The organism is Pseudomonas sp. GM102 (assembly GCF_000282555.1).
Classification (GTDB): Bacteria; Pseudomonadota; Gammaproteobacteria; order Pseudomonadales; family Pseudomonadaceae; genus Aquipseudomonas.
In genome coordinates, this window is the sequence record NZ_AKJB01000067.1 from 1 (window position 1) to 20,813 (window position 20,813).

The window sequence follows — 20,813 nt, forward strand, 5'->3', positions numbered from 1 at the left end:
GCGTGGGAATGCAGCCCGGGACGCTCCGCGTCCCTTCCGGAGCCGAACGCGGAGCGTCCGTTGAGGCATTCCCACGCGGAGCATGGGAACGATCTACGTGGGGGATTCTTGAGCCATGCTCCTAGGGCAAAGCATCATCAAGCCCGGCTCGCGAAGCACTCAATCATCCTCATGCAATTTGATCCCGCGTTTATGCAGCAAATACGGAACCAGCAACACCAACAACGTCAGCACCAGAACCGACGCCGCGATCGGTTGTGTCACAAACACCATCCAGTCGCCCTGGCTGATGGACAAGGCATTGCGCAGTTGTTTTTCCGCCATCGGGCCCAGCAGCATGCCGACGATCACCGGGGCTACGGGGAAATCGAAACGGCGCATCAACACCCCGGCCCAGCCGATGGCCAACATCAAAAACAGGTCGAACGTCGAGTGACGCATGCCGTACACGCCGATGGTGGCAAATACCAGAATGCCGGCGTTCAGGTACGGCCGTGGAATCTGCAAGAGTTTGACCCACAGGCCCACCAACGGCAGGTTCAGCACCAGCAAAATTGCGTTGCCTATGTACAAGGAGGCCACCAGCGTCCAGACCAACTCACCCGAGGTCTGGAACAGCAGCGGCCCCGGTTGCAGGTTGTAGTTCTGGAACGCAGCCAACAAGATCGCCGCCGTGGCGGAGGTCGGGATGCCCAGCGTCAGCAGCGGCACCAGCGAGCCGGTGGCGCTCGCGTTGTTGGCCGCCTCGGGGCCGGCGACACCTTCGATGGCGCCCTCGCCTTTGCTGGCCGCGAACTCTTTCGGGTATTTGCTGAGTTTGCGTTCGGTCGAATAAGACAGGAACGTCGGAATTTCCGCGCCACCGGCCGGAATCGACCCGAAGGGAAAACCGATCAAGGTGCCCCGCAGCCACGCGGGAATCGAGCGTTTCCAGTCGGCGCGGGTCATCCACAACGAGGTCAGGCGATGTCGGCTGCTCGTTTCTTCCTTTTGGTAGAGCACGCTGTACAAGGCCTCACCGACGGCAAACAAGCCGACCGCCACCAGCACCACTTCGATGCCATCGACCAGCTCGGGCACCTCCATGGTGTAGCGGGCAATGCCCGAGGTCGAGTCCAGGCCGATCAAGCCGATGGTCAACCCGATGCCCAATGAGGCAAAGCCGCGCAGCATCGACGCACCGAGCACCGCCGACACCGTGGTGAAGGCCAGCACCAGTATCGCGAAATACTCCGCCGGCCCGAATTTCAGTGCCAGCGTCGCAACAACGGGAGCGAACAAGGTCAGCAAAATTGTCGCGATGGTACCGGCGACAAATGAACCGATAGCGGCCGTCGCCAGCGCCGGGCCTGCTCGTCCGTTACGGGCCATGAGGTTGCCTTCCAGGGCCGTGACCATGGAGGACGACTCCCCCGGGGTGTTGAGCAGAATCGAGGTGGTGGAGCCGCCAAACTGAGCGCCGTAATAGATGCCGGCAAACATGATCAGCGCCCCGGTAGGATCGACTTTGGCGGTAATCGGCAGCAGCAAGGCGACGGTCAGCGCCGGCCCGATTCCCGGCAAAACACCGATCGCTGTACCCAGTAGACAGCCAATAAAACCCCACATCAGATTGATCGGCGCCAGCGCCGCCCCAAAGCCGGTTGCCAGACTTGCGAGAATGTCCACCTTGTCGACCTCCTTGGGCCCGGATCAGATCCAGGCGTTGACCAGGGGCGGCAGGGAAACCCCTAGCCCGGCGGTGAAAAGCCAGTAAATCGGTAGCGTCAGGGCGATGCCGATGGCCAGGTCCCGCACCGGGCTGCGACTGCCAAAGCCCCGTGCCGAACAGGCAAACAGCAGTGCCGCCGCCAATACGAAGCCGATGTAGGTAATGAGCAAGGCGACTCCCACCAGCCCCGCCGTGACCCAGGTCGCGCCGAGCTTGCCGCCGGGCTGAGCCTGGGTGGTTTCGTGGTCGTCGCCAAGGTTGCGAAAACCACCGGTGAGCGCCTGATAGCACATCAACAGACCCACGACGCCGAGAAATACCGCGACGGCATAGGGGTAGACATAGGCCGCCATGATGACGAACCCCATCTCGGGAGGAAACCGCGAGGCGCCGAACGCCAATACCGCGCTGATGACGACGACACCTAAGCCAATCGCCAGTTGGGTCGGCATGACTCTCCAGCGCCCGGCCATCTCAAAGCAGCCCGACCTTGACCAGCATCGCGCGCAGGCGCCCATGCTCTTCTTCGACGAATTTGCCGAAATCATCCCCGGTCAGAATGCTCGGTGACCATGCATTGGTTTTTACGTTTTCTTGCCAGACCGTGCTTTTGGTGGCGGTCAGGACGGCTTCGGTCAGTTCTTTGCGCTGTTCAGGCGTCAGGCCCGCTGCGCCGTAAACGCCACGCCAGTTGCCGATCGTCACGTCATAGCCACTTTCTTTGAGGGTCGGTGCATCGATGCCTTCTACACGTGTGGGCGCGCCGATAGCGAGTAAGCGGAACTGTTTGGATTGGACGTATTTGGCAAGCTCGGCGTAGCCGCCGGTGATCACCGTGATGTGGCCCCCCAGCACCGCAGCGACGACTTCGCCGCCACCGGCGAAGGCGACGTAATTGACCTTGTTGACGGGGACGTCCATTTTGCTGGCCAGTTCGGCGATACCAATGTGGTCGATCGAACCCTTGGAGCCACCACCCCATTTGATGCTGGACGGATTGGCTTTGAAGTCTTTGAGCAAGTCGTCCAGGGTTTTGTACGGGGAGTCGTCACGCACGGCAATCACGTTGTATTCGGTAAACAGCCGGGCGATCGGCGTCACGTCCTTCAAGGTGATTTGCGGTTTGTTCTGCTCGATGGCTGCGACCATGATTGCACCGACCACAATCAGGGCATTGGCGTCGCCCTTGGTGCCGTTGGCAAATTGCGCCAACCCCAGGGTCCCACCAGCGCCACCCTTGTTCTCGAAGGTTGTGGACTTTGCCGTTTTCGCCTCGACCATGGCTTTGCCCAGGACGCGTGCGGTCTGGTCATAACCACCGCCGACGGAACCTGGGGCCATGAACTTGACGGTATCGAGCGCAAAAACCGGTGAGGCGAGCGCGGCGGCGGTAACTAAAACGGCGAGGTTGCTGCTGAATCGACGGGCCAATGCAAACATGAGTCGTCTCCGGATAGCTGTTCTTGTTGTTTTCGATCAGGGAAGAACCCCTGTTCGTTGAACATGCGTCTGGGATAAGCGTAGGTCATAGTTGTGTTTGTTGGTGTCCTTTCAATCAACCGGATGGGCAACGACCGATAGCCCCGCGCAATGAGCTGATGTTCCGCGGGGCCGGCACCAAAAGCAGATCAGAAACGCAGGGGCATTATTCTATTAGGCTGCACGCCCGCGTTTCAGGCCTTTACCGGGACCGCCGATACCACCGCGTCCGCAAGATCCAGCGTTCTGGCGTGAGCCTGGGCCTCTTCTTCGCTCATCAGTTCGCCTTCCCATTTGGCGACCACGGCAGTGGCAATGGAGTTGCCCACCGCATTGGTTGCCGAGCGCCCCATATCGAGGAACGTATCGACCCCCAGAATCAGTAACAGCCCGGCCTCGGGAATATTGAACTGGTTCAGCGTCGCGGCAATCACCACCAGGGACGCCCGCGGTACGCCGGCCATACCCTTGGAGGTCAGCATCAGAATCAGCAACATGGTGATCTGGGTACCGATGGACAACTCGATGCCGTAAGCCTGGGCGATAAACAGCACTGCGAACGTGCAGTACATCATCGAGCCGTCGAGGTTGAACGAGTACCCCATCGGCATGACAAAACTGGAGATCTTGCGCTTTACACCAAAGCGATCGAGGGCCTCGAGAATTTTCGGATACGCCGATTCGGAGCTCGCCGTGGCAAAAGACAGCAGAAAGGCTTCCTTGATCAACACCACGAGCTTGAACACCCGCGGTCCGAGAAACAGAAGGCCAGCCAGCACCAGCAGCCCCCACAGCAAGAACAGCCCCAGGTAAAAATCGCCCATGAAGACGGCAAATTTCAACAGGATTGCCAGCCCGTTCACCGACACGGTCGCGGCCATGGCGGCCATCACTGCAATGGGTGCCAACTTCATCACGTAACCGGTGATTTTCAGCATCGCGTGGGACAACTCTTCGATCAGACCCACCAGACGCTCGGCCTTTTTGCCCAGCGCCGCCAGCGCGACGCCGAAGAACATGGAGAACACCACGATCTGCAGGATTTCGTTGTTGGCCATCGCCTCGGCGAAGGATTTGGGTACCAGGTGGACGACGAAATCCTTCAGGGTGAAGGCTGACGTCGCAAGGTTAGTGTGGGCACCGATATCGGGCAGTGGAAGGCCGAGGTTGTGCCCAGGTTGTAGCAGATTGGCCATGACCAGCCCCAGCACCAGAGACACCAACGAAGCCGTCACGAACCACCCCAGAGCCTTGGCAAATACGCGCCCGACCGACGCGGCATCGCCCATATGCGCGATACCCACCACCAGCGTCGAGAACACCAGCGGCCCGATCAGCATTTTGATCAGACGCAAAAAGACATCCGAGACAATGGAGATGTACCCCGCTACTTTGGTCGCCGATTCCTTGTCCGGAAAGTTGATGAACACCATGTAACCGATAAGGATCCCCAGGGTCATGGCGATCAGAATCCATGCCGCAGCCGGTAATTTGCTCTTCATAAAACACCTCCATGGGTTTAACCCAGTTCCAATTGCCTCAATGGCAGCGATTCATTCGCAATAGGTTGATCCATGCACGGAACGACTTTTATCCGCTCAAGTGCGCTGAACCGGGCAGCAAGCAAACCGCCCTTGAATCGGGGCGGTGCTTGTACAAGAGGTGAATCGTTATTTTTGTTATCAGCCGACTACGTCATGCAGGCGTCATGTACACGTCGGGAGGCTCAGGCAGAGCAGCGAGCATGTCTTGCAACCCGGCGGCCCACTGCGCACGGATACGATTGAAGTAAGGGTCGTCGGCCGTGATGCGGTAACTTTTCGCACGGGTAAAACTGTCTTTGCGATACACCAGCAGGTCCAGCGGCATGCCTACCGACAGGTTGCTGTGCATGGTCGAGTCGAACGAGATCAGCCCGCAGCGCAGGCCTTCGTCGAGTGAGGTGCGAAACTTCAGGTTGCGATCCAGGATCGGCCTGCCGTATTTGCTTTCACCCAATTGCAGGAACGGCGTGTCTTCAGTCGCTTGAATGAAGTTGCCTTGCGGGTAAATGCTGTACACGTCCATGGGCCCGTCCGCGATTTGCCCACCGACCAGAAAGGAACAACTCAAGTCGGTCTTGCCCGCCAACTTGGTGCGATCCCGGGCGACGACTTCGCGAACGGTTTCGGCCACCAGCACGGTGGCGTCATAGAGCGTGCGGACATTCAACAGATGGGTACCCGACCCGCTCGCACGTTGCTTGAGCAGGTTGACCACCGATTGCGACGTGGCCAGGTTGCCCGCGGTTTGCAGCACGATCAGCCGCTCTCCAGGCGTGCTGAAAATAAACAACTTACGGAAGGTTGAAATCTGGTCGATACCGGCATTGGTCCTTGAATCGGAGATGAACACCAGCCCGTCGGCCAGGTGCATAGCGACGCAATAAGTCATTCGTGTTAACTCGTGAATTTGAGATGAGAGGCCATACCGTCTCCATGACGGTATGGCCAGTTGCTGCGACTGACTCGGGGTTATTGGTGTTGAACCTGAAACAGGGACGTTACCTGTACCCGAGCCAGCATCGACTCAGCCCCGCCGCCACGACGCATACCGCGTACCGGACAGGCGTCCAGGTAGTCCAGACCCACCGCCAGTTTCAGATGGCGTTCGGGCCGGGCCAACCGATTCGTCACGTCGAAGCTGTACCAGCCATCGTCGAGCCACGCTTCGGCCCAGGCATGACTGGCCAAGTGATTTTCATCTTCGGTACACAGGTAGCCAGAGACATAACGCGCCGCAATCCCCAGGCTGCGGGCACACGCCAGGAAGGCGTGGGTGTGGTCCTGGCACACCCCTCCTCCGCCCGCAAACGCCTCGGCTGCGCTGGTATCGACCGTGGTCGCACCCGGGTTGTAGACCATGTGGTCGGCCAGGCCATTCATCAGGTCGATCAGCGCCGTCCGATCACGCCGCGTACCGCAGTGCTGCACGGTAAAGGCATTCAGCGCATCGTCCAATTTTGTCAGGTGACTGGTGCGCAAAAATGGCAAAGGCGATTGGCTGTCGCGTTCAAACTCACGGTCCGGATCGATTTCAACCTGACCATAAGCCGTCAGCACCAGAGCTCCGTGGGGCTCGTCCATCGTCAACACATGCAGGATGTTGCCGTAAGGATCGAACTGGCTGCGGACCAGGCGCGGCAATTCCAGGTGCCATTCGAGGATGCGCTGGCGATCGCTGTTCTGCGGTGTCAGCCGCAGGAACTGGATGCTGGTGCAGACTTCGTCGGCGTAGCTGTAGGTGGTGTCGTGGCGTATGGACAGTTTCATACGACCTCCAGATAGGACTCGTGCACGGTCTGACCAAGATGGCGAACCTGGGAGATGAAATCAGTCAGCCACAGGTGCAGACCGAAGCCGAGAATCTCGTCGATCCCGGTGTAACGCAGCCGCGCATTCAGTTCGGCGGCCAGGCGCTGGGCCGGTCGGCCGTTATTGCCCGGCAGGCTGGCGAGGATCTGGTCCAGTTCCTCGATACAAGCGTGCAGCGAACGCGGCACATCGCCGCGCAACAGCAACATCTCGGACACCTGCTCGGCGCCGGGCGCATTGCGGTAGATCTCGTTGAACGCCTCGAAGGATGACAAGGCGCGCAGCAAGGCGCTCCACTGGTAGTAGCCTCGCGCAGAGTTGTCACTCACCTCCTCCGACTCTTCGCCGAACATTTCGTAGCGCGCATCCAGCAGGCGCAGGGTGTTGTCGGCCCGTTCAAGGAAAGTGCCCAAGCGGATAAAGCAGTAGGCATCGTTGCGCATGATCGTGCCCGAGGTCGCCCCACGGAACAGATGCGAACGCTCCTTGACCCACTCGCAGAAATGGCTGATGCCGTAGCGACCCAGGCCATTGCTGGCGATATTGCGCATCTCCAGCCAGGTGGCGTTGATGTTCTCCCACATGTCGGCGGTGATGCGTCCACGCACCGCGTGAGCATTGGCCCGAGCTGCCTGCAGGCAGCAATAGATACTGCCGGGGTTGGTTTCATCCAGCGCGAAGAAGTGCAGCATGCGCTCGGTGTTGAGTTCGCCGTAACGTTCGTTGTAGTCGTCCAGCGTGCCGGCGGCCAATAGCGACATCGCCAGCTCGGCGCGGCCATCGGTGCGCCCGGCGTGGGGCATCAGCGACAGCGAGTAACTGACTTCGAGCATGCGCGCCAGGTTTTCGGCGCGCTCCAGGTAACGGGACATCCAGTAGAGGTCCGAAGCGGTTCTTGAAAGCATGTCTTAGTCCTCCACTACCCAAGTGTCTTTGGTGCCGCCGCCCTGAGACGAGTTCACCACCAGCGAGCCTTCGCGCAATGCGACGCGGGTCAGGCCACCGGGCACCAAACGGGTTTCGCTGCCCGACAGTACAAACGGGCGCAGATCAATATGGCGTGGAGCGATGCCGTTTTCGACAAAGGTCGGGCACGTCGACAGGCACAGGGTGGGTTGGGCGATATAGGCTTCGGGGCGTGCCTTGAGACGCGCGCGGAAGTCCTCGATTTCCGCCGCCGTGGCCGCGGGCCCGACCAGCATGCCGTAGCCGCCGGAACCCTGGGTTTCCTTGACCACCAGCTCGGGAAGATGGGCCAGCACGTGGGACAGCTCTTCGGGTTTGCGACATTGCCAGGTCGGCACGTTCTTGAGGATCGGTTCCTCGCTGAGGTAGAAGCGGATCATGTCGTCGACATAGGGGTAGATCGACTTGTCGTCGGCCACACCGGTGCCGATGGCATTGGCCAAGACCACGTTCCCCGAGCGATAGGCCGCTACCAGTCCCGGGACACCCAGCATGGAGTCTGGATTGAAGGACAGCGGATCGAGGAAGGCATCGTCAAGGCGGCGATAGATCACATCCACCTGTTTCGGGCCGGCGGTGGTGCGCATGTAGACATGATCGTCGCGGACAAACAGGTCGGCACCTTCGACCAGTTCCACGCCCATTTCACGGGCCAGGAACGCGTGTTCGAAGTAAGCGCTGTTGAAGCGGCCCGGGGTCAATACCACGGCCGTGGGGTTGTCCAGGGGGCTGGAGCTCTTGAGGGTGTCCAGCAGCAGATTGGGGTAGTGATCGATGGGTGCCACACGCTGGGCGGCGAAGAGTTCGGGGAACAAGCGCATCATCATCTTGCGGTCTTCGAGCATGTAGCTCACACCGCTGGGGGTGCGCAAGTTGTCTTCCAGTACGTAGTAACTGCCATCCCCGTCGCGGACCAGATCGACCCCGGAGATGTGGGCATAGATGCCGCGGTGCAGATTCAGGCCCTGCATGGCGACCTGGTAACCCTCGTTGGCCAACACCTGCTCGGCCGGAATAATGCCCTCCTTGAGAATGCGTTGCCCGTGGTAGATGTCGGCCAGGAACATGTTCAATGCCTGGACCCGTTGAATGCAGCCACGCTCCACCGTTTGCCATTCGCGGGCGGTGATGCTGCGTGGAATGATGTCGAACGGAATCAACCGCTCTGTGCCCTGCTCGTCCCCGTATAAGGTGAAGGTGATGCCGGCTCGGTGGAACAACAGGTCGGCTTCGCGACGACGTTGATCCAGCAACTCCAGAGGTGTGTCCGCCAACCAACGCGCGAACTCCTGGTAATGTGGGCGGCAGCCACCACTCGCATCATACATTTCGTTAAAAAAAGCTCGGGACATACCCTACTCCTTGCCGCGATACAGACGGCATTTTCTTATCACTTTGCTATTTCAATAAAATAAGGCCTTACGTTGTTTTAGTGAGTACTGTTTCTGTTGAGCACCTCAGTGTGCGTCGTTAACTTCCTGTCACATTCGGAAATAACTTCCTCATGACTTCGGTAATCTCTTGACGCGTCCCGACGCCAGAGATTCGGCCTCTGCGGTTTGATTTCTGGCGCCCCATTTATAAACGTTCCCCATTATCTTTTTTCGTTGAAAACCACACTTTCGGTGGTTGGAAAGTACTTTTGCAAGGGCTGTGCCCAAGTATTGTTACGGCCAATAAAAAACGAAAACCCCCTCCACAAAGACATCAGAGAGACATTTCATTGCATTTTTGAGACAGAAACAGGTGCGACCGCTGAAACGTTTTTCTCACTGGTAACTTGCACAAGTCTGGAGCGGGCAAAAATGGTGCGATTAGCAACTCCAGGGCGTTTTTTGCCCTATAAGCGGGAAATTTCTACTCATTATTTTTATTGCCCTTGTAGTACAAAGCATCCCGCCCGGCGTCTCGATAAATATCGAACGCACTATTAATGCTCAAAAAAATGCACCAAGAGATGTCAGGAAGAACGTAAGTGCCAAGTAGAGAGGCAAGTAAAGAAGGCCTGATCCATGGCCAAATGAGGTCGAGACAGACTGCGAGCGGGCCGCCCGGTTATCCGGTCAAACGGCCGCCAACCATTCTTTTTGACGGGCTAATACCGATGTCGCTGTCTCACCGACCAGCTCAGCGTACACATTGGGTGCGGTCGCCCCTTCGGTGCTGATCAACAGGACTTTCGATTGCCGATTGATACCGGTTTTTGAGGCGAGGCCTGGCGTCGACATGATCTGCGTAAGCCCGGCTAGCCCGGCAACGGCGGATTCTCCAGCGACCACCGGGATATCTTGTGGGCTACCGATAGCCAGCTTGCGCATGGCGTCCACGGCATCCTGATCCTGGACGGTCATGAAAAAATCCACGCTGGAATGAAGAAACTTCCACGCCAGTGGCGAGGTTTCACCACAGGCCAACCCGGCCATCAGCGAGTCTACCGAGCCCGTGGCCTTTGCGGCTTTACCGCTGAGGGCGCTTTGGTACAGGCAATCGGCTTGCTCGGGCTCAACGACAATCAACACAGGTCGTTGCTCGCCATACTGCTCCCAGAAGTAACTGGCGATCCCCGCCGCCAGTCCGCCGACCCCGCCTTGCAGAAAAACATGGGTGAATGCACATCCGCTGCCATGCCATTCAGTCGACGCGTCGATGATCTCTGCGGCCATGGTGCCGTAACCCTGCATGACGTCCCGCGGGATCTCTTCGTAGCCATCATAGGAAGTGTCAGAAACAACCCGCCATTGATTGCTCGCAGCCAGGGCTGCTGCGTGCTCAACCGACTCATCGTAGTTGCCGCTGATACGGATGATCTCTGCGCCATAAGCCGCAATGCCCTCTTCGCGTTCGGTACTGACCTTGGCATGCAGCACGATCATGCATCGGCAGCCGATGCTTTGCGCGGCTGCGGCCAGCGCACGGCCATGGTTGCCGTCGGTAGCACTGATGACAGTGAAGTCGGCGAGTGACGTCGCGTACTTGCCTGCAAGCAGACCTGGCGCGTCATAACCTCGCGCTGGAAATGTCCGAAGGATCAAACGGACCAGCGCAATCGGTGCGCCAAGAGCCTTGAAACTGCCGAGCACAGAGCGCGCGGATTCATCCTTCACCCACACGCGCCCGACGCCCAGTTGCGCGGCCAGATCAGGTAGCGAATACAAAGGCGTGCCCTGGTGATTCAGGTGCTGCCAATGGGCAAGCCAGGCGCGACTTTCAGCGGCTTTGTGCATGTTCATGATGCCCAGCAGGTCATCAGGATACGGTTCACGTCTTGCGTTGGGGTTGGCGATTAACATAGGGGCACTCCATTTTCAGGCAAAGCGAAGTCGTCGCTGGCGAATGTCAGCCAGCGAATCGGTCTATCGGGTGAATTGCTCAGCGGCCAGTGTCGAGACGCCTCATGACCACATCCAGCAGAACATCGGCGCCGTTGAGCAACTGATCGTCATCGGTGTGCTCTCGCGGGTTATGGCTGATGCCTCCTCGGCTGGGAACGAAGATCATCGCCGACGGCGCGATGCGGGCAATCATCTGCGCATCATGCCCGGCCCCGGACGTCATCCGTTTGTGGCTGTAGCCCAACCGCTCGGCGGCCGCCTGAATCTCATCAGCCAGCTCTGCATTGAAGGTCACTGGCTCGAACCGCACTAACTGTTCAGTGCTGAATCGCACGCCTTCTTCCTCGCAAGCCCTGGAAAGAAACTGTGCCAATCGCTGCTCGGCAGCAACCAGCCTCGACTCGTCAGGGTCACGCAAGTCGACGGTGAACGTCGCTTTGCGCGCAATGACGTTGATCACGTTGGGCTCAAAACTCATGCAGCCGACGGTCGCCAGGGTAGCCCCTGCTGAATCCATCGCTATTTGGCGCAACTCGTTCACCACGGCACAGGCGACATACCCGGCGTCATGGCGCAAGCGAGTGGGTGTGGTGCCGGCATGGTTGGCGTTGCCTTGCACGACCACCTGCTGCCACGAGATGCCCTGAAGATTTTCAACCACTCCGATCAATACGCCTTCGGCCTCCAGTATCGGACCCTGTTCTATATGCAGTTCCAGGTACTCAAGCGGAATGATCGAACCGGGTTCCATGTCACCGGCATAGCCGATGCGTTCGAGTTCATCCCCAAGGCGGCTTCCATCGGTGCCAAGCGTATCCAGCGCTTGCCCGACATCCATTCCCCCGGCATGCACCAGCGATCCCATCATGTCCGGTTGATAGCGCACACCTTCTTCATTGGTGAAGGCGGCAATGGTGATCGAACGCGCCGGCAGCACTCCAGCGTCGCGGTACGCCCTGACGACAGCCAGCCCCGCAAGCACGCCATAACAACCATCGAGGGCACCGGCATTGGTCACAGAATCGATGTGCGAACCGATCATCAGCGGCGCTTGATCGCCTTGGTCCGTCGCCGAACGCAACGTGGCGAAGATGTTGCCGATCCGATCGACCCGAACGTCCAGCGCAAGCGCCTTCATCCACTCGACGAGCTGATCGCGGCCGGCTTTTTCAGTGTCGGTGAGGGCGATGCGCGTGCGACCGCCATTGGCTTCATCTACCCCAATCTCCCCAAGGGTGCGGATTTGCTGCAAAAGGATTTGGCCATTCAGGCAAAGGTCAGCGGTCAATGAACGCACAAGGCTCTCCAGCACAAGAGGTACGAGATGAACAGGCGCTAACGCAACGTCACGCCGTTCACGATGTGGTAAATAGTATTTCGAGACCGCTGCAAGATTTTCTTGATTTGCCCCCTCCGGATGAAATTTCATTGCGTATTTCAGCTCGTGTTCGAGCGCCCCTTCAGAGCCTTCACTTATGAGCCTTGACGCCTTCGATCTTGCACTGCTGGACGCCGTCCAGAGGGACGCGACGATTTCTCAACATGAACTGGGCACCCGGATCAACCTGTCACCGGCGGCGGTCAACCGTCGCCTGAAAAAGCTGGCAGCCGACAAGGTCACTCGCAAAACCGTCACGCTGGTCAACCCGGCACAAGTGGGCTACCACCTGACGATCATCACGGAGGTTGAAGTCGCGAGCGAACGCCCTGATCAGCTCGACGCCATGAAGCGCGGCTTTCTGAGCTGCCCACAGGTTCAGCAGTGCTACTACGTGGCGGGAGAATGCGACTTCGTCCTCATCATGCTCGTGAAGAACATGGAGCAGTACACCGAACTGACCGCGCAATTGTTCTTCGAGAACGACAACGTTAAGCGCTTCAAGACACTGGTATCGATGAGCAACATCAAGGTGGGCATGGAAGTGCCGACGGATGCTTTTGATCCGGGCAGCCCCTGAGGCTGATATCGGCCGAGGCTGTGTAAAAACGTTTTTGAGCGCGACAGGTACTCAAAACCGGACTGAAAATTGCGCTTCTACGCGAAATCCACATCTGCTTATGTGTCGATAAATTTCAGATTTAATGTAGACGCGCACACTTCAATTTTGACCAAGCGTTTTTACACACGCTGGGTCGTTTACAGCTCTTCGCGAGAGGCAACAATCGGCCAGAAGCGGTCGGTGATCCAAATAAATAAATCTGCCCCCCGTTTTCTTAACCGCATGCGATGAGCGTTGCACCTTTGATTTAGAGATGTATCAAATCGGCGTTGGCAATAAATCAGGACACTTTTGAGAGGCAAGCCCCGCAGTCCGGTGTAACTACTTAAAGCCCCGTTGACGAGCAAGAATGGTGAGTGTGCAGCGATTTTCGCCCAAGGGGCCGCCATGCTGTGATTCTCCGTTCGTACCCTGGCCGTGGGCTAGGAGGCTATTTAGGGCGCTCATGGAATGCAGCAAAAACATCCGCCATAAAATCCATGAAAACGATGGCTCGCTGGGGCAGCAGCCGATTCGCTAAGTATACGATTTGGATCGGGACGGGTGGCGCCACGTATTCGTTAAGCAGCAATTGAAGATTGCCACTTCTCAGCCCTTCCTCATAAAGCCATTGAGGCCCCTGCGCGATTCCCAATCCTGCATTGACGTACTCACGTATCGCCTCAGGCGAGTTGACACGCAGTCGTCCGGAGATCGGGACATCAGTATCCTTAAACCGCCAGTTGGTTCCAGTGGATAGGAGGGTATAAATGAGGCAGTCGTGTTCCTTCAGGTCATCAGGCGAAGAGGGAGAGCCACGTTTCTCTAGGTACGCACGGCTGGCAACGCACACACGCTCGAACCACGCTAGTGGCCGGGCCCGCATTGCACTGTCCTCCAGGTGCCCAATACGAATCGCGAGTTCTGCCCCCTCGTCGATTAAATTGACGTAGCGATCATTGATTTGAAGATCGAGCGACAGTTCGGGATAGCGCTCTAGAAAGCTCGCAACGTGCGGTACGATGAAGGTGTGAGCCAATGCGGTCGGGCAAGCGACGCGCAGTAACCCAGACGGCGCTACGTTCCCTCTCAGTGAGGACTCTGACTGTTCCACTGAGTCCAGAATACGCCGCGCATCTGCGTAGTACCGTTCACCCTCGGGCGTGAGCATCAGCTTTCGTGTGGATCGGTGAAGCAGCCTGGTTTGCAAATGGTCTTCAAGAGCAGCGACGTAACGACTGACGTTCGGTTGCCCTAGTCCTAGATCACGTCCCGCAGCAGAAAAACTACCTGTCTCGACAGCGCGTACAAAACAGCTCATCAGTAACAACCGGTCCATCACGCCCCTTTTCATGCAGATTTTGCATGAGATCTATTCTATTTGCCCATCTTATCAGCGCGCTGGCATGAATACATAGTTGCTCTCAGAAGGTCAGTCGTCCGGCTGGCCGCCCCAAAAGAGAGGAAATTTACATGTCCCGTTTACAAGGCAAGCGTACCCTCATCACTGGCGGTACAAGCGGCATCGGTCTGGAGACCGCCAAGCAATTTCTCGCCGAAGGCGCACGCGTGATCGTCACAGGTGTTAATCCTGAGTCCATGGCAAATGCTCAAGCTATTTTAGGTAGCGAAGTCTTGGTGCTGCGAGCCGACTCCGCCAGTGTCACAGCCCAGAAGGAGCTGGCGCAGGCTGTTCAGTCTCATTACGGGCAGCTCGACGTTGCCTTCCTCAATGCTGGCGTATCCGTCTGGATGCCAATCGAAGACTGGAACGAGGAGATGTTTGACCGCTCCTTTGACATCAATGTCAAAGGCCCTTACTTCCTCCTGCAAGCACTGCTGCCGGTCTTCTCCAACCCTGCATCGGTGGTTCTTAACACCTCGGTCAGTGCGCACCTGGGCGCCGCGCGTTCATCCATTTACGCCGCAACAAAGGCGGCGTTTCTGAACATGTCGAAAACGCTCTCTAGCGAGCTTCTCCCGCGTGGTGTTCGAGTAAATGCGGTCAGCCCTGGTCCGATCGACACGCCGCTGTACGACAAGGCGGGTATCCCCGATGCCTACCGCGAGCAGGTCAACAAAGATATTGCTGCGACTATACCCTTTGGCCGTTTTGGCACGCCTGAAGAAGTAGCTAAGGCGGTTCTGTATCTGGCCTCGGACGAGTCTCGTTGGACGGTCGGAACGGAAATTATTGTTGATGGTGGGCGCTCGCTTTAATGGGCTAGTCACAACTTCACTTTTATACAGCCCGCTTCCCGCTCGGAAGCGGGTGTCGTCGAAATAACAGTGGGTATTCAAATGTCGCAATCACGGCTCACGCTTGTTAGCCACGGGCTTTGTCCGTTTGTTCAGCGAGTAGCAATTTTACTCCTCGAAAAAGAGGCTCCATTTCAACGGGTTGATGTGGATTTGGCCGAGAGGCGTCATGCACTGGCCAATCGCGCTAGCGTTCAGGCTGCTGTCGCCGAGGATTATGCAGACCGGTTACGCAAACATCTGCTGGAGGTGAAGGCCATTTTAGTCAGATGAGTCATAAATATCAGTCCAGTGTCTCGTATGGCGGGACTTAGCCTGGTGCGACCGTGGAGCTGGGTCTCCTTTGCGAATTTGCAGGAGGCCCGCTTTCCTATTCTTCAGGAAAGTGCCTATACAACGGATAGCAAGGCACTGATGCTCGAAGGCTTAACCTTGCTAGACCTCCTGTACCCACTCACGAAACTATGTGCCGTTAAGGTTGGAAATGGCGGAAGGCAGCCGGAGTCGAACCTGCCCGGGAACGGATGCCGTCCCCAACCGGGTTTGAAGCCCGGCCGCGCCACCGGGCGCGATTGCCTTCCTTGAACTCAGTCTTCTGTTTGTTGGGCCAGTGCATTGTCGAGCCGGATCTGGCGCCGGTCGCCAAAGCGTCGGGTCAGGCCGATTCGGTCGAAGTACTCAAGAATCTGAATGCTGCGTTTGCGCCCCAGGCCCACGGCATCGCGAAATGCAGCGACCTGAATCACCGGGTCATCGCTGGCCAGTTGCACCAGCATAGCCGCCAATCGGCGCAGCAGCGTGTCGGTGTAGAACAGGTCACGAACAACTTGATGCAGCAACCCCAGTCGCGCCATCTTGCGCAGCAGCAGGCGCACGGCGGCCTCTTCGCGACCAGCGACTTTGGCCAAGTCACGCACCCATGGCGGATCGAAAACTGCCTGTTCGAACAGCGGCTGTAGCTGTTGCCACAGGGTCTCGTCGTCCTCGCTCAAACGCACTTGATGGTCCGGCAAATGCAGCCACGGACCGCTGGCGACGATCGCGCCGCAGGCCAGTAATTCGTCGAGCAGGCTGATAAAGGTCGGCCGGTCCAGCGCGGTGCCGGCGAAGCGCCGCAGGCGGTCCCTGTCTGGTCCCATTTGATCCGGTTCGAGCTGATGAAAGCGTGCGAGGTGTTCCAGCAGCGGCGCTTTCAGGGCTTCCCAGCGGGCAGCGCTGAACAGCAACGGCCCCTGCCGCGTATCGATCAAGCGCACGTCATCGGGCAATGCCCAGCTATCGCGTGGACGGTTGAACTGGCGTTCCAGGCGTTGCGGGTCGAGCCCGGTTTCGCTGTTGGCCAGCAGCGCCGGCAGTGCGTCTTCCAGGCTGTTCGTGGTGGACAGCGTTTGTAGTTGCGCCAATCGCTCGGGGCTGCGGCGGTGTCGGGCCGGGGCGAACGGGTCGAGCACCCGGCCACCGCCGAGGGTGCGTTGGGCGCTTTGGTCGCGCAGGATCAAGCGGTCGCCCTTCACCGCCAGCACCGGCGCGTTCACCAGCAGTTGCGCGAACATCTGCTCACCCGGTGCCAGGCTGCTGCCCTCCAGCAAGGCCACCCGCGCCGTTACGTCCTGAGTACCGAGATGCACGTGCACCGGTTGAAAGTGCTCGAAGCTTCGCGCTTCGCTGGCCAGCAAGGTCATCTCGATATCCAGGCGCTGGGTCGGCGCATGCAGCCATTGGGCCAACAGCCAGTGGCCACGGTGAATCTGCTCCAGGGCCAGACGCTCGGCACTCAGGTTCAGCGCGACTCGCTGCCCGGCCGTTGCGCTGTCGGCCGCTTGGTTCTGTGCATGCAGGCCTCGCACCCGTACCGGTTTGCCCTGCGGACTCAACATCAGCGTATCGCTCACGGTCACCTGGCCGGACAACGCGGTGCCGGTCACCACGATCCCGGCACCGGCCACGCTGAAAGCCCGATCAATCGCCAAGCGAAAACCACCGCTGGCGCTGCGTTGAAGCACCTCATGTTTCTCACTCAGCAAGGCTTGACGCAGTGTCTCGACACCCTCGCCGGTCACACTCGACAGCGCGATTTGCGGCGCGTTGGCATAGGGGCCGGATGCGAGCAATGCTTTGATCTGTTCCCGGACTGCCTGCACACGCGTCGGATCGACCCGGTCGCATTTGCTGATGGCGACCAGTGCCCGAGGGATGCCCAGCAACTCGACGATCGCCAAATGTTCGCGAGTCTGCGGCATGACGCCGTCATCGGCCGCCACCACCAACAACACCAGATCAATGCCCTGCGCCCCGGCCAGCATGTTGTGGGTGAAGCGCTCATGACCGGGCACGTCGATAAAACCGGTCAGCGCGGCGCCCGGTTCCAGCGCCGCGTAGATATAGCCGAGGTCGATGGTCATGCCGCGTTCACGTTCTTCCCGGCGACGGTCGCCTGCCTGGCCGGTCAGTGCCTGGAGCAAGGAGGTTTTACCGTGATCGATGTGCCCCGCCGTGCCGACAATCACCCGTCCTGGCCCTCCTCCTGCAGTTGATCGAGTTGAGCCAGCCATGCGGCTTCGTCGTCGAGTTGGCGTAAATCCAGCCATAGTGCGTCATCGTCGATGCGACCGAGCACGGGAATCGGCAGCCGACGAAACGCGGCCTCCAGCCCCAGCAATCGCCGCCCACGCAGGCGCTTGGAGACGTTGGGCCGCAGGCATAACGCGGCGCTCGGTAAGCGAGCCACCGGTTGGCTGCCGCTGCCGATCATGCCCAGCGCCGGCACCGCGCTGACGCTCCAGCTGTCACCCAACACCTGTGCCAGTGACGGTTGCAGGCGTTCGGCCTGGGCATGAATGTCGGCTTGGGGGCGGGTCAGCAGGCGCAGACTCGGCAGACGCTCGGCCAACCGATCCGGATCGCGGTAGAGCATCAACACCGCTTCGAGCGCGGCGAGGGTCAGCTTGTCGACCCGCAGTGCACGCTTGAGCGGGTTCTTCTTGATCTTGGCGATCAGGTCTTTGCGGCCAACAATCAATCCGGCTTGGGGACCACCGAGCAGTTTGTCGCCACTGAAAGTAACGATGTCCGCGCCATCGAGCAGCGCTTGGCGCACCGTCGGTTCGGCGGGCAGGCCCCAGCGAGTCAGGCCCAGCAGACTGCCGCTGCCCAGGTCCTCCAGCAACGGCAGCCCGTGGCGGTGAGCCAACTCCGCCAGTTCTGCCGTCGGCACCCGGGCGGTGAAACCTTCGATGGAATAATTGCTCGCATGTACGCGCATCACCAGGCCACTGCGCGGACCAATCGCAGACTCGTAATCGCGGGCATGGGTGCGGTTGGTGGTGCCCACTTCGTGGAGCCGCACTCCGGCGCGAGCCATGATGTCGGGAATGCGGAAGGCGCCGCCGATTTCGATCAGCTCGCCACGGGAAATGATGCCTTCCTTGCGCGCGCCCAGGCTGTTGAGAGCAAGCAACACGGCGGCGGCATTGTTGTTGACCACGGTCACCGCTTCGGCGCCGGTCAGCTCGCGGATCAGGCCTTCGATCAGGTCGTCTCGATCACCGCGCTTGCCGCTGTGCAGGTCGAATTCCAGATTGAGTGGGTAGCGGGCGGCGAGTTGAACAGCTTCGATAGCCGTCTCTGGCAATAACGCTCGACCGAGGTTGGTGTGCAGCACCGTGCCGGTGAGGTTGAACACCCGGCGGACTTGGCTGCGATGCTGGATCGCCAGACGCTCACCCGCCCTGCCCGCCAATACGTCGGGGGCGATTTCAACCGCGTTGAGTTCACCCTTTTGAACCGGCTCGCGCAGATCATCGAGCAGTTGCCGCAAACCGGCCAGCAGCGCATCACGCCCGTAACGTTCAGCCAGCGGTTGGCAGGCGGGATGGCGCAGCAAGCTGTCAATGGAGGGCAGCCGCAAGACTTGGCTGGCGGAGGTTGCAGACATCAGAGGCTCCCGGAAGCGAGTGACCGTCGCGTCTGAGTGTAGCCGCTGGGCTCACTGCTCAGGTGATGCCGAGCGCCGCCTTCGTCTTTGGTCGTCTGCGCGGCGGTGATGTCTTTGCGTTTGAGGCTCGCGTTGTGATCGTGTCGCCGCTGGCGCTTTTGAAGGGGAATTTGAGGGTGAAGCTGAGTGGGTCGGCCATTGTTGGTGCTCCGGCTGGGTTGCTCTTGAAGAACCCAGAGCATTGCACTTGGCCGTGGTGCTGACTTTTAATCGACTTTAAAAAGACAGCGCTTTGATCAAAGCTCTTTACCGAGGGGCAAGCCTCTCGGTAAAGGGCTGAGTGATTACTTAGGTGGAACGAAATTATCCAGCATTCGATTCACCGCCAGTTCAGCCAGCATGATGACTTGCTGAAGCGCCAGCAGGGTATTGCGGTGGGTGCCCTCCACCAATGCAGCAATGTCACTGGCCATGACACTGGCCGAGGCCAAGTTCTCACACGTTTGAACCAGCAAGGCTTCATGGCCGACATCCGGCGCAACCATGTACATGGTGCTGGGTTTGCGGGGGGTGTTGTTCATGACCGCTGCCGGGTTGAGGTAGAAATTCAGGGCACGCTCGGCGGCTTCGTGGAATTTTTTCGAGTCGAGGGATTCGTACGGGGATGCCGGATCGGTGTCCGGTTCCGGTGGATTGGGTGTCACTTTGAACATAGATGAAACTCCCACTTAGAATAAATAAGAGCCATCACCCTCGCTACCAAACGAAGGGTGGCGGCCATACGCGGGTTGGTAGACCGGTCTAAGTAGGAAACCCGGCGCTCACAATGGAGCCCCACGCATGACCACCATATAAAGCTGAGCCCCAAAAAAGAGACTGCATAAGGTGTCGCCATGCGACTACTTAAAGGCGGGCTACCAAACCCGATCACTGTTTTTCAGTGACAGGGAAACGATATAGCCCGCCCCACAGCCGCACAAGTCAGCGGATTCTGGCGCACGTGTAGGTAACGACGCAAGGCGTTGTAGCCGTTAGGACGTAACGGCGGGTGTCTTTAAACGCGTACGTTAAACACATGAAAGCGTTCAAAAAATTGAGGAAGCGTCCGACATCTTTTAGGGGTTGGCTGTCGCAAGCGAGAGGTTTAATGTGGTTGCGCCCAACAGGTAGAGAGATAGGACCACGTGATGCTTGGCTGGGTGTACTTCATCTTGACACCCACGACAGTGAGCCACATACCGATTAGACTGCTAAGTATTGATCCCGGAGGTCACTATGAGCGCCGAACTTTCCCCCATCGTTTCAGAGTTTGAAACCGAAGAGCAGGCCGCCAGCTACGACCGTTGGTTCCGTGCCAAAGTGCAGGCGTCGCTCGATGATCCACGCCCGAATGTCCCGCACGATCAGGTAATGGCTGATATGCGATCCCTTCTCGAAGCCAAGCGCAATAAGCGCGATGCTGGTTGAGTGGCGACCCGAAGCGCGGGCTGAACTGTGGCAAATCATTGATTATATTGGCGACCGCCACCTTGTAGCGGCGAGCGAACTGTACCAAGCCATTGAGGTTGCTACCTCGGCCCTTCCGCAACATCCCTACCTTTATCGATTTGGTCGTGTACCCGGTACGCGGGAAATTGTTGTGCATCCCAATTACTTGGTGGTCTACCGGGTGACGGATCGAATCGAGATCTTGACCGTTTTGCATGCCAGGCAGGAATACCCCTGACTCGACCAGTTATTTGCATCGGATTTGACCAGCACGCTTCGTGGCTCGCTTATTGGGTGGGATTTATTTCAAGC

18 protein-coding genes and 1 tRNA gene are annotated in these 20,813 nt (G+C 58.6%); 4 read left to right on the forward strand and 15 right to left on the reverse strand.

All coding sequences use genetic code 11. The features are described from left to right. Nucleotides 1–159 precede the first annotated feature (159 nt). From PMI18_RS12135 to PMI18_RS12090, 10 genes are all read right to left on the reverse strand, one after another. The gene (locus PMI18_RS12135) at nucleotides 160–1,668 is read right to left on the reverse strand and encodes a tripartite tricarboxylate transporter permease (protein WP_007902271.1); all 1,509 of its coding nucleotides are present in this window, start codon (nucleotides 1,666–1,668) and stop codon (nucleotides 160–162) included. A gap of 24 nt (nucleotides 1,669–1,692) precedes the next feature. Beyond that, nucleotides 1,693–2,184 (reverse strand): tripartite tricarboxylate transporter TctB family protein, encoded by a 492-nt coding sequence (locus PMI18_RS12130; RefSeq protein ID WP_033036571.1) that lies wholly within the window; start codon nucleotides 2,182–2,184, stop codon nucleotides 1,693–1,695. Between the two features lies 1 nt (nucleotide 2,185). Next, on the reverse strand, nucleotides 2,186–3,151 hold the full coding sequence (locus PMI18_RS12125; RefSeq protein WP_007902285.1) for a tripartite tricarboxylate transporter substrate binding protein: 966 nt from the start codon (nucleotides 3,149–3,151) through the stop codon (nucleotides 2,186–2,188). 233 nt (nucleotides 3,152–3,384) lie between these two features. Then, the gene (locus PMI18_RS12120) at nucleotides 3,385–4,692 is read right to left on the reverse strand and encodes a dicarboxylate/amino acid:cation symporter (protein ID WP_007902289.1); all 1,308 of its coding nucleotides are present in this window, start codon (nucleotides 4,690–4,692) and stop codon (nucleotides 3,385–3,387) included. Between the two features lie 193 nt (nucleotides 4,693–4,885). Further along, nucleotides 4,886–5,623 carry a proteasome-type protease gene (locus PMI18_RS12115; protein WP_007902292.1) on the reverse strand — a complete coding sequence of 246 codons (738 nt, stop codon included), beginning with the start codon at nucleotides 5,621–5,623 and terminating at the stop codon, nucleotides 4,886–4,888. An 80-nt stretch (nucleotides 5,624–5,703) separates the two neighbouring features. Further along, the gene (locus PMI18_RS12110; protein ID WP_007902294.1) at nucleotides 5,704–6,501 is read right to left on the reverse strand and encodes a transglutaminase family protein; all 798 of its coding nucleotides are present in this window, start codon (nucleotides 6,499–6,501) and stop codon (nucleotides 5,704–5,706) included. Further along, nucleotides 6,498–7,448 carry an alpha-E domain-containing protein gene (locus PMI18_RS12105; RefSeq protein ID WP_007902296.1) on the reverse strand — a complete coding sequence of 317 codons (951 nt, stop codon included), beginning with the start codon at nucleotides 7,446–7,448 and terminating at the stop codon, nucleotides 6,498–6,500. The genes PMI18_RS12110 and PMI18_RS12105 overlap by 4 nt, the downstream gene beginning before the upstream one ends. Nucleotides 7,449–7,451: 3 nt before the next feature. After that, on the reverse strand, nucleotides 7,452–8,861 hold the full coding sequence (locus PMI18_RS12100; protein WP_007902297.1) for a circularly permuted type 2 ATP-grasp protein: 1,410 nt from the start codon (nucleotides 8,859–8,861) through the stop codon (nucleotides 7,452–7,454). Nucleotides 8,862–9,572: 711 nt separating this feature from the next. After that, nucleotides 9,573–10,799, reverse strand: a complete 1,227-nt coding sequence (locus PMI18_RS12095; RefSeq protein ID WP_007902298.1) for a diaminopropionate ammonia-lyase — start codon at nucleotides 10,797–10,799, stop codon at nucleotides 9,573–9,575. 79 nt (nucleotides 10,800–10,878) lie between these two features. Continuing rightward, nucleotides 10,879–12,138 carry a Zn-dependent hydrolase gene (locus PMI18_RS12090; protein ID WP_007902299.1) on the reverse strand — a complete coding sequence of 420 codons (1,260 nt, stop codon included), beginning with the start codon at nucleotides 12,136–12,138 and terminating at the stop codon, nucleotides 10,879–10,881. A 178-nt stretch (nucleotides 12,139–12,316) separates the two neighbouring features. Here PMI18_RS12090 and PMI18_RS12085 point away from each other — a divergent pair, with 178 nt between their 5' ends. Beyond that, nucleotides 12,317–12,799, forward strand: coding sequence for an Lrp/AsnC family transcriptional regulator (locus tag PMI18_RS12085; protein ID WP_007902300.1), 483 nt, complete (start codon nucleotides 12,317–12,319; stop codon nucleotides 12,797–12,799). 472 nt (nucleotides 12,800–13,271) lie between these two features. On the opposite strand, the gene PMI18_RS12080 is transcribed toward PMI18_RS12085, so the two are convergent. Then, complete coding sequence (locus tag PMI18_RS12080; RefSeq protein WP_007902301.1) at nucleotides 13,272–14,159, reverse strand: LysR family transcriptional regulator; 888 nt, start codon at nucleotides 14,157–14,159, stop codon at nucleotides 13,272–13,274. 134 nt (nucleotides 14,160–14,293) lie between these two features. On the opposite strand from PMI18_RS12080, the gene PMI18_RS12075 reads away from it, so the two are divergent. After that, nucleotides 14,294–15,040, forward strand: a complete 747-nt coding sequence (locus tag PMI18_RS12075; protein WP_007902304.1) for an SDR family oxidoreductase — start codon at nucleotides 14,294–14,296, stop codon at nucleotides 15,038–15,040. A 524-nt stretch (nucleotides 15,041–15,564) separates the two neighbouring features. Here the strand turns inward: PMI18_RS12075 and PMI18_RS0129615 are convergent. The 4 genes from PMI18_RS0129615 to PMI18_RS12060 all read right to left on the reverse strand — a co-directional run bounded on the left by PMI18_RS0129615 (nucleotide 15,565) and on the right by PMI18_RS12060 (nucleotide 19,726). Then, a tRNA-Sec gene (locus PMI18_RS0129615) sits at nucleotides 15,565–15,660 on the reverse strand. Between the two features lie 6 nt (nucleotides 15,661–15,666). Further along, on the reverse strand, nucleotides 15,667–17,586 hold the full coding sequence (gene selB, locus PMI18_RS12070) for a selenocysteine-specific translation elongation factor (RefSeq protein ID WP_007902305.1): 1,920 nt from the start codon (nucleotides 17,584–17,586) through the stop codon (nucleotides 15,667–15,669). Further along, nucleotides 17,583–19,013: an L-seryl-tRNA(Sec) selenium transferase gene (selA, locus tag PMI18_RS12065; protein ID WP_007902307.1), complete on the reverse strand. Its 1,431-nt coding sequence runs from the start codon at nucleotides 19,011–19,013 to the stop codon at nucleotides 17,583–17,585. Before selA ends, selB begins: the two co-directional genes overlap by 4 nt. A 344-nt stretch (nucleotides 19,014–19,357) precedes the next feature. Next, on the reverse strand, nucleotides 19,358–19,726 hold the full coding sequence (locus PMI18_RS12060; protein WP_007902308.1) for a DUF6124 family protein: 369 nt from the start codon (nucleotides 19,724–19,726) through the stop codon (nucleotides 19,358–19,360). Between the two features lie 562 nt (nucleotides 19,727–20,288). On the opposite strand from PMI18_RS12060, the gene relB reads away from it, so the two are divergent. Together relB and PMI18_RS12050 are read left to right on the forward strand one after the other, a co-directional pair. Next, nucleotides 20,289–20,480, forward strand: a complete 192-nt coding sequence (gene relB / locus PMI18_RS12055; RefSeq protein WP_007902309.1) for a type II toxin-antitoxin system RelB family antitoxin — start codon at nucleotides 20,289–20,291, stop codon at nucleotides 20,478–20,480. Then, entirely contained in the window at nucleotides 20,470–20,739 is a 270-nt protein-coding gene (locus tag PMI18_RS12050) for a type II toxin-antitoxin system RelE/ParE family toxin (RefSeq protein WP_007902310.1), read from the forward strand. Before relB ends, PMI18_RS12050 begins: the two co-directional genes overlap by 11 nt. The last annotated feature ends 74 nt before the right edge of the window (nucleotides 20,740–20,813 follow it).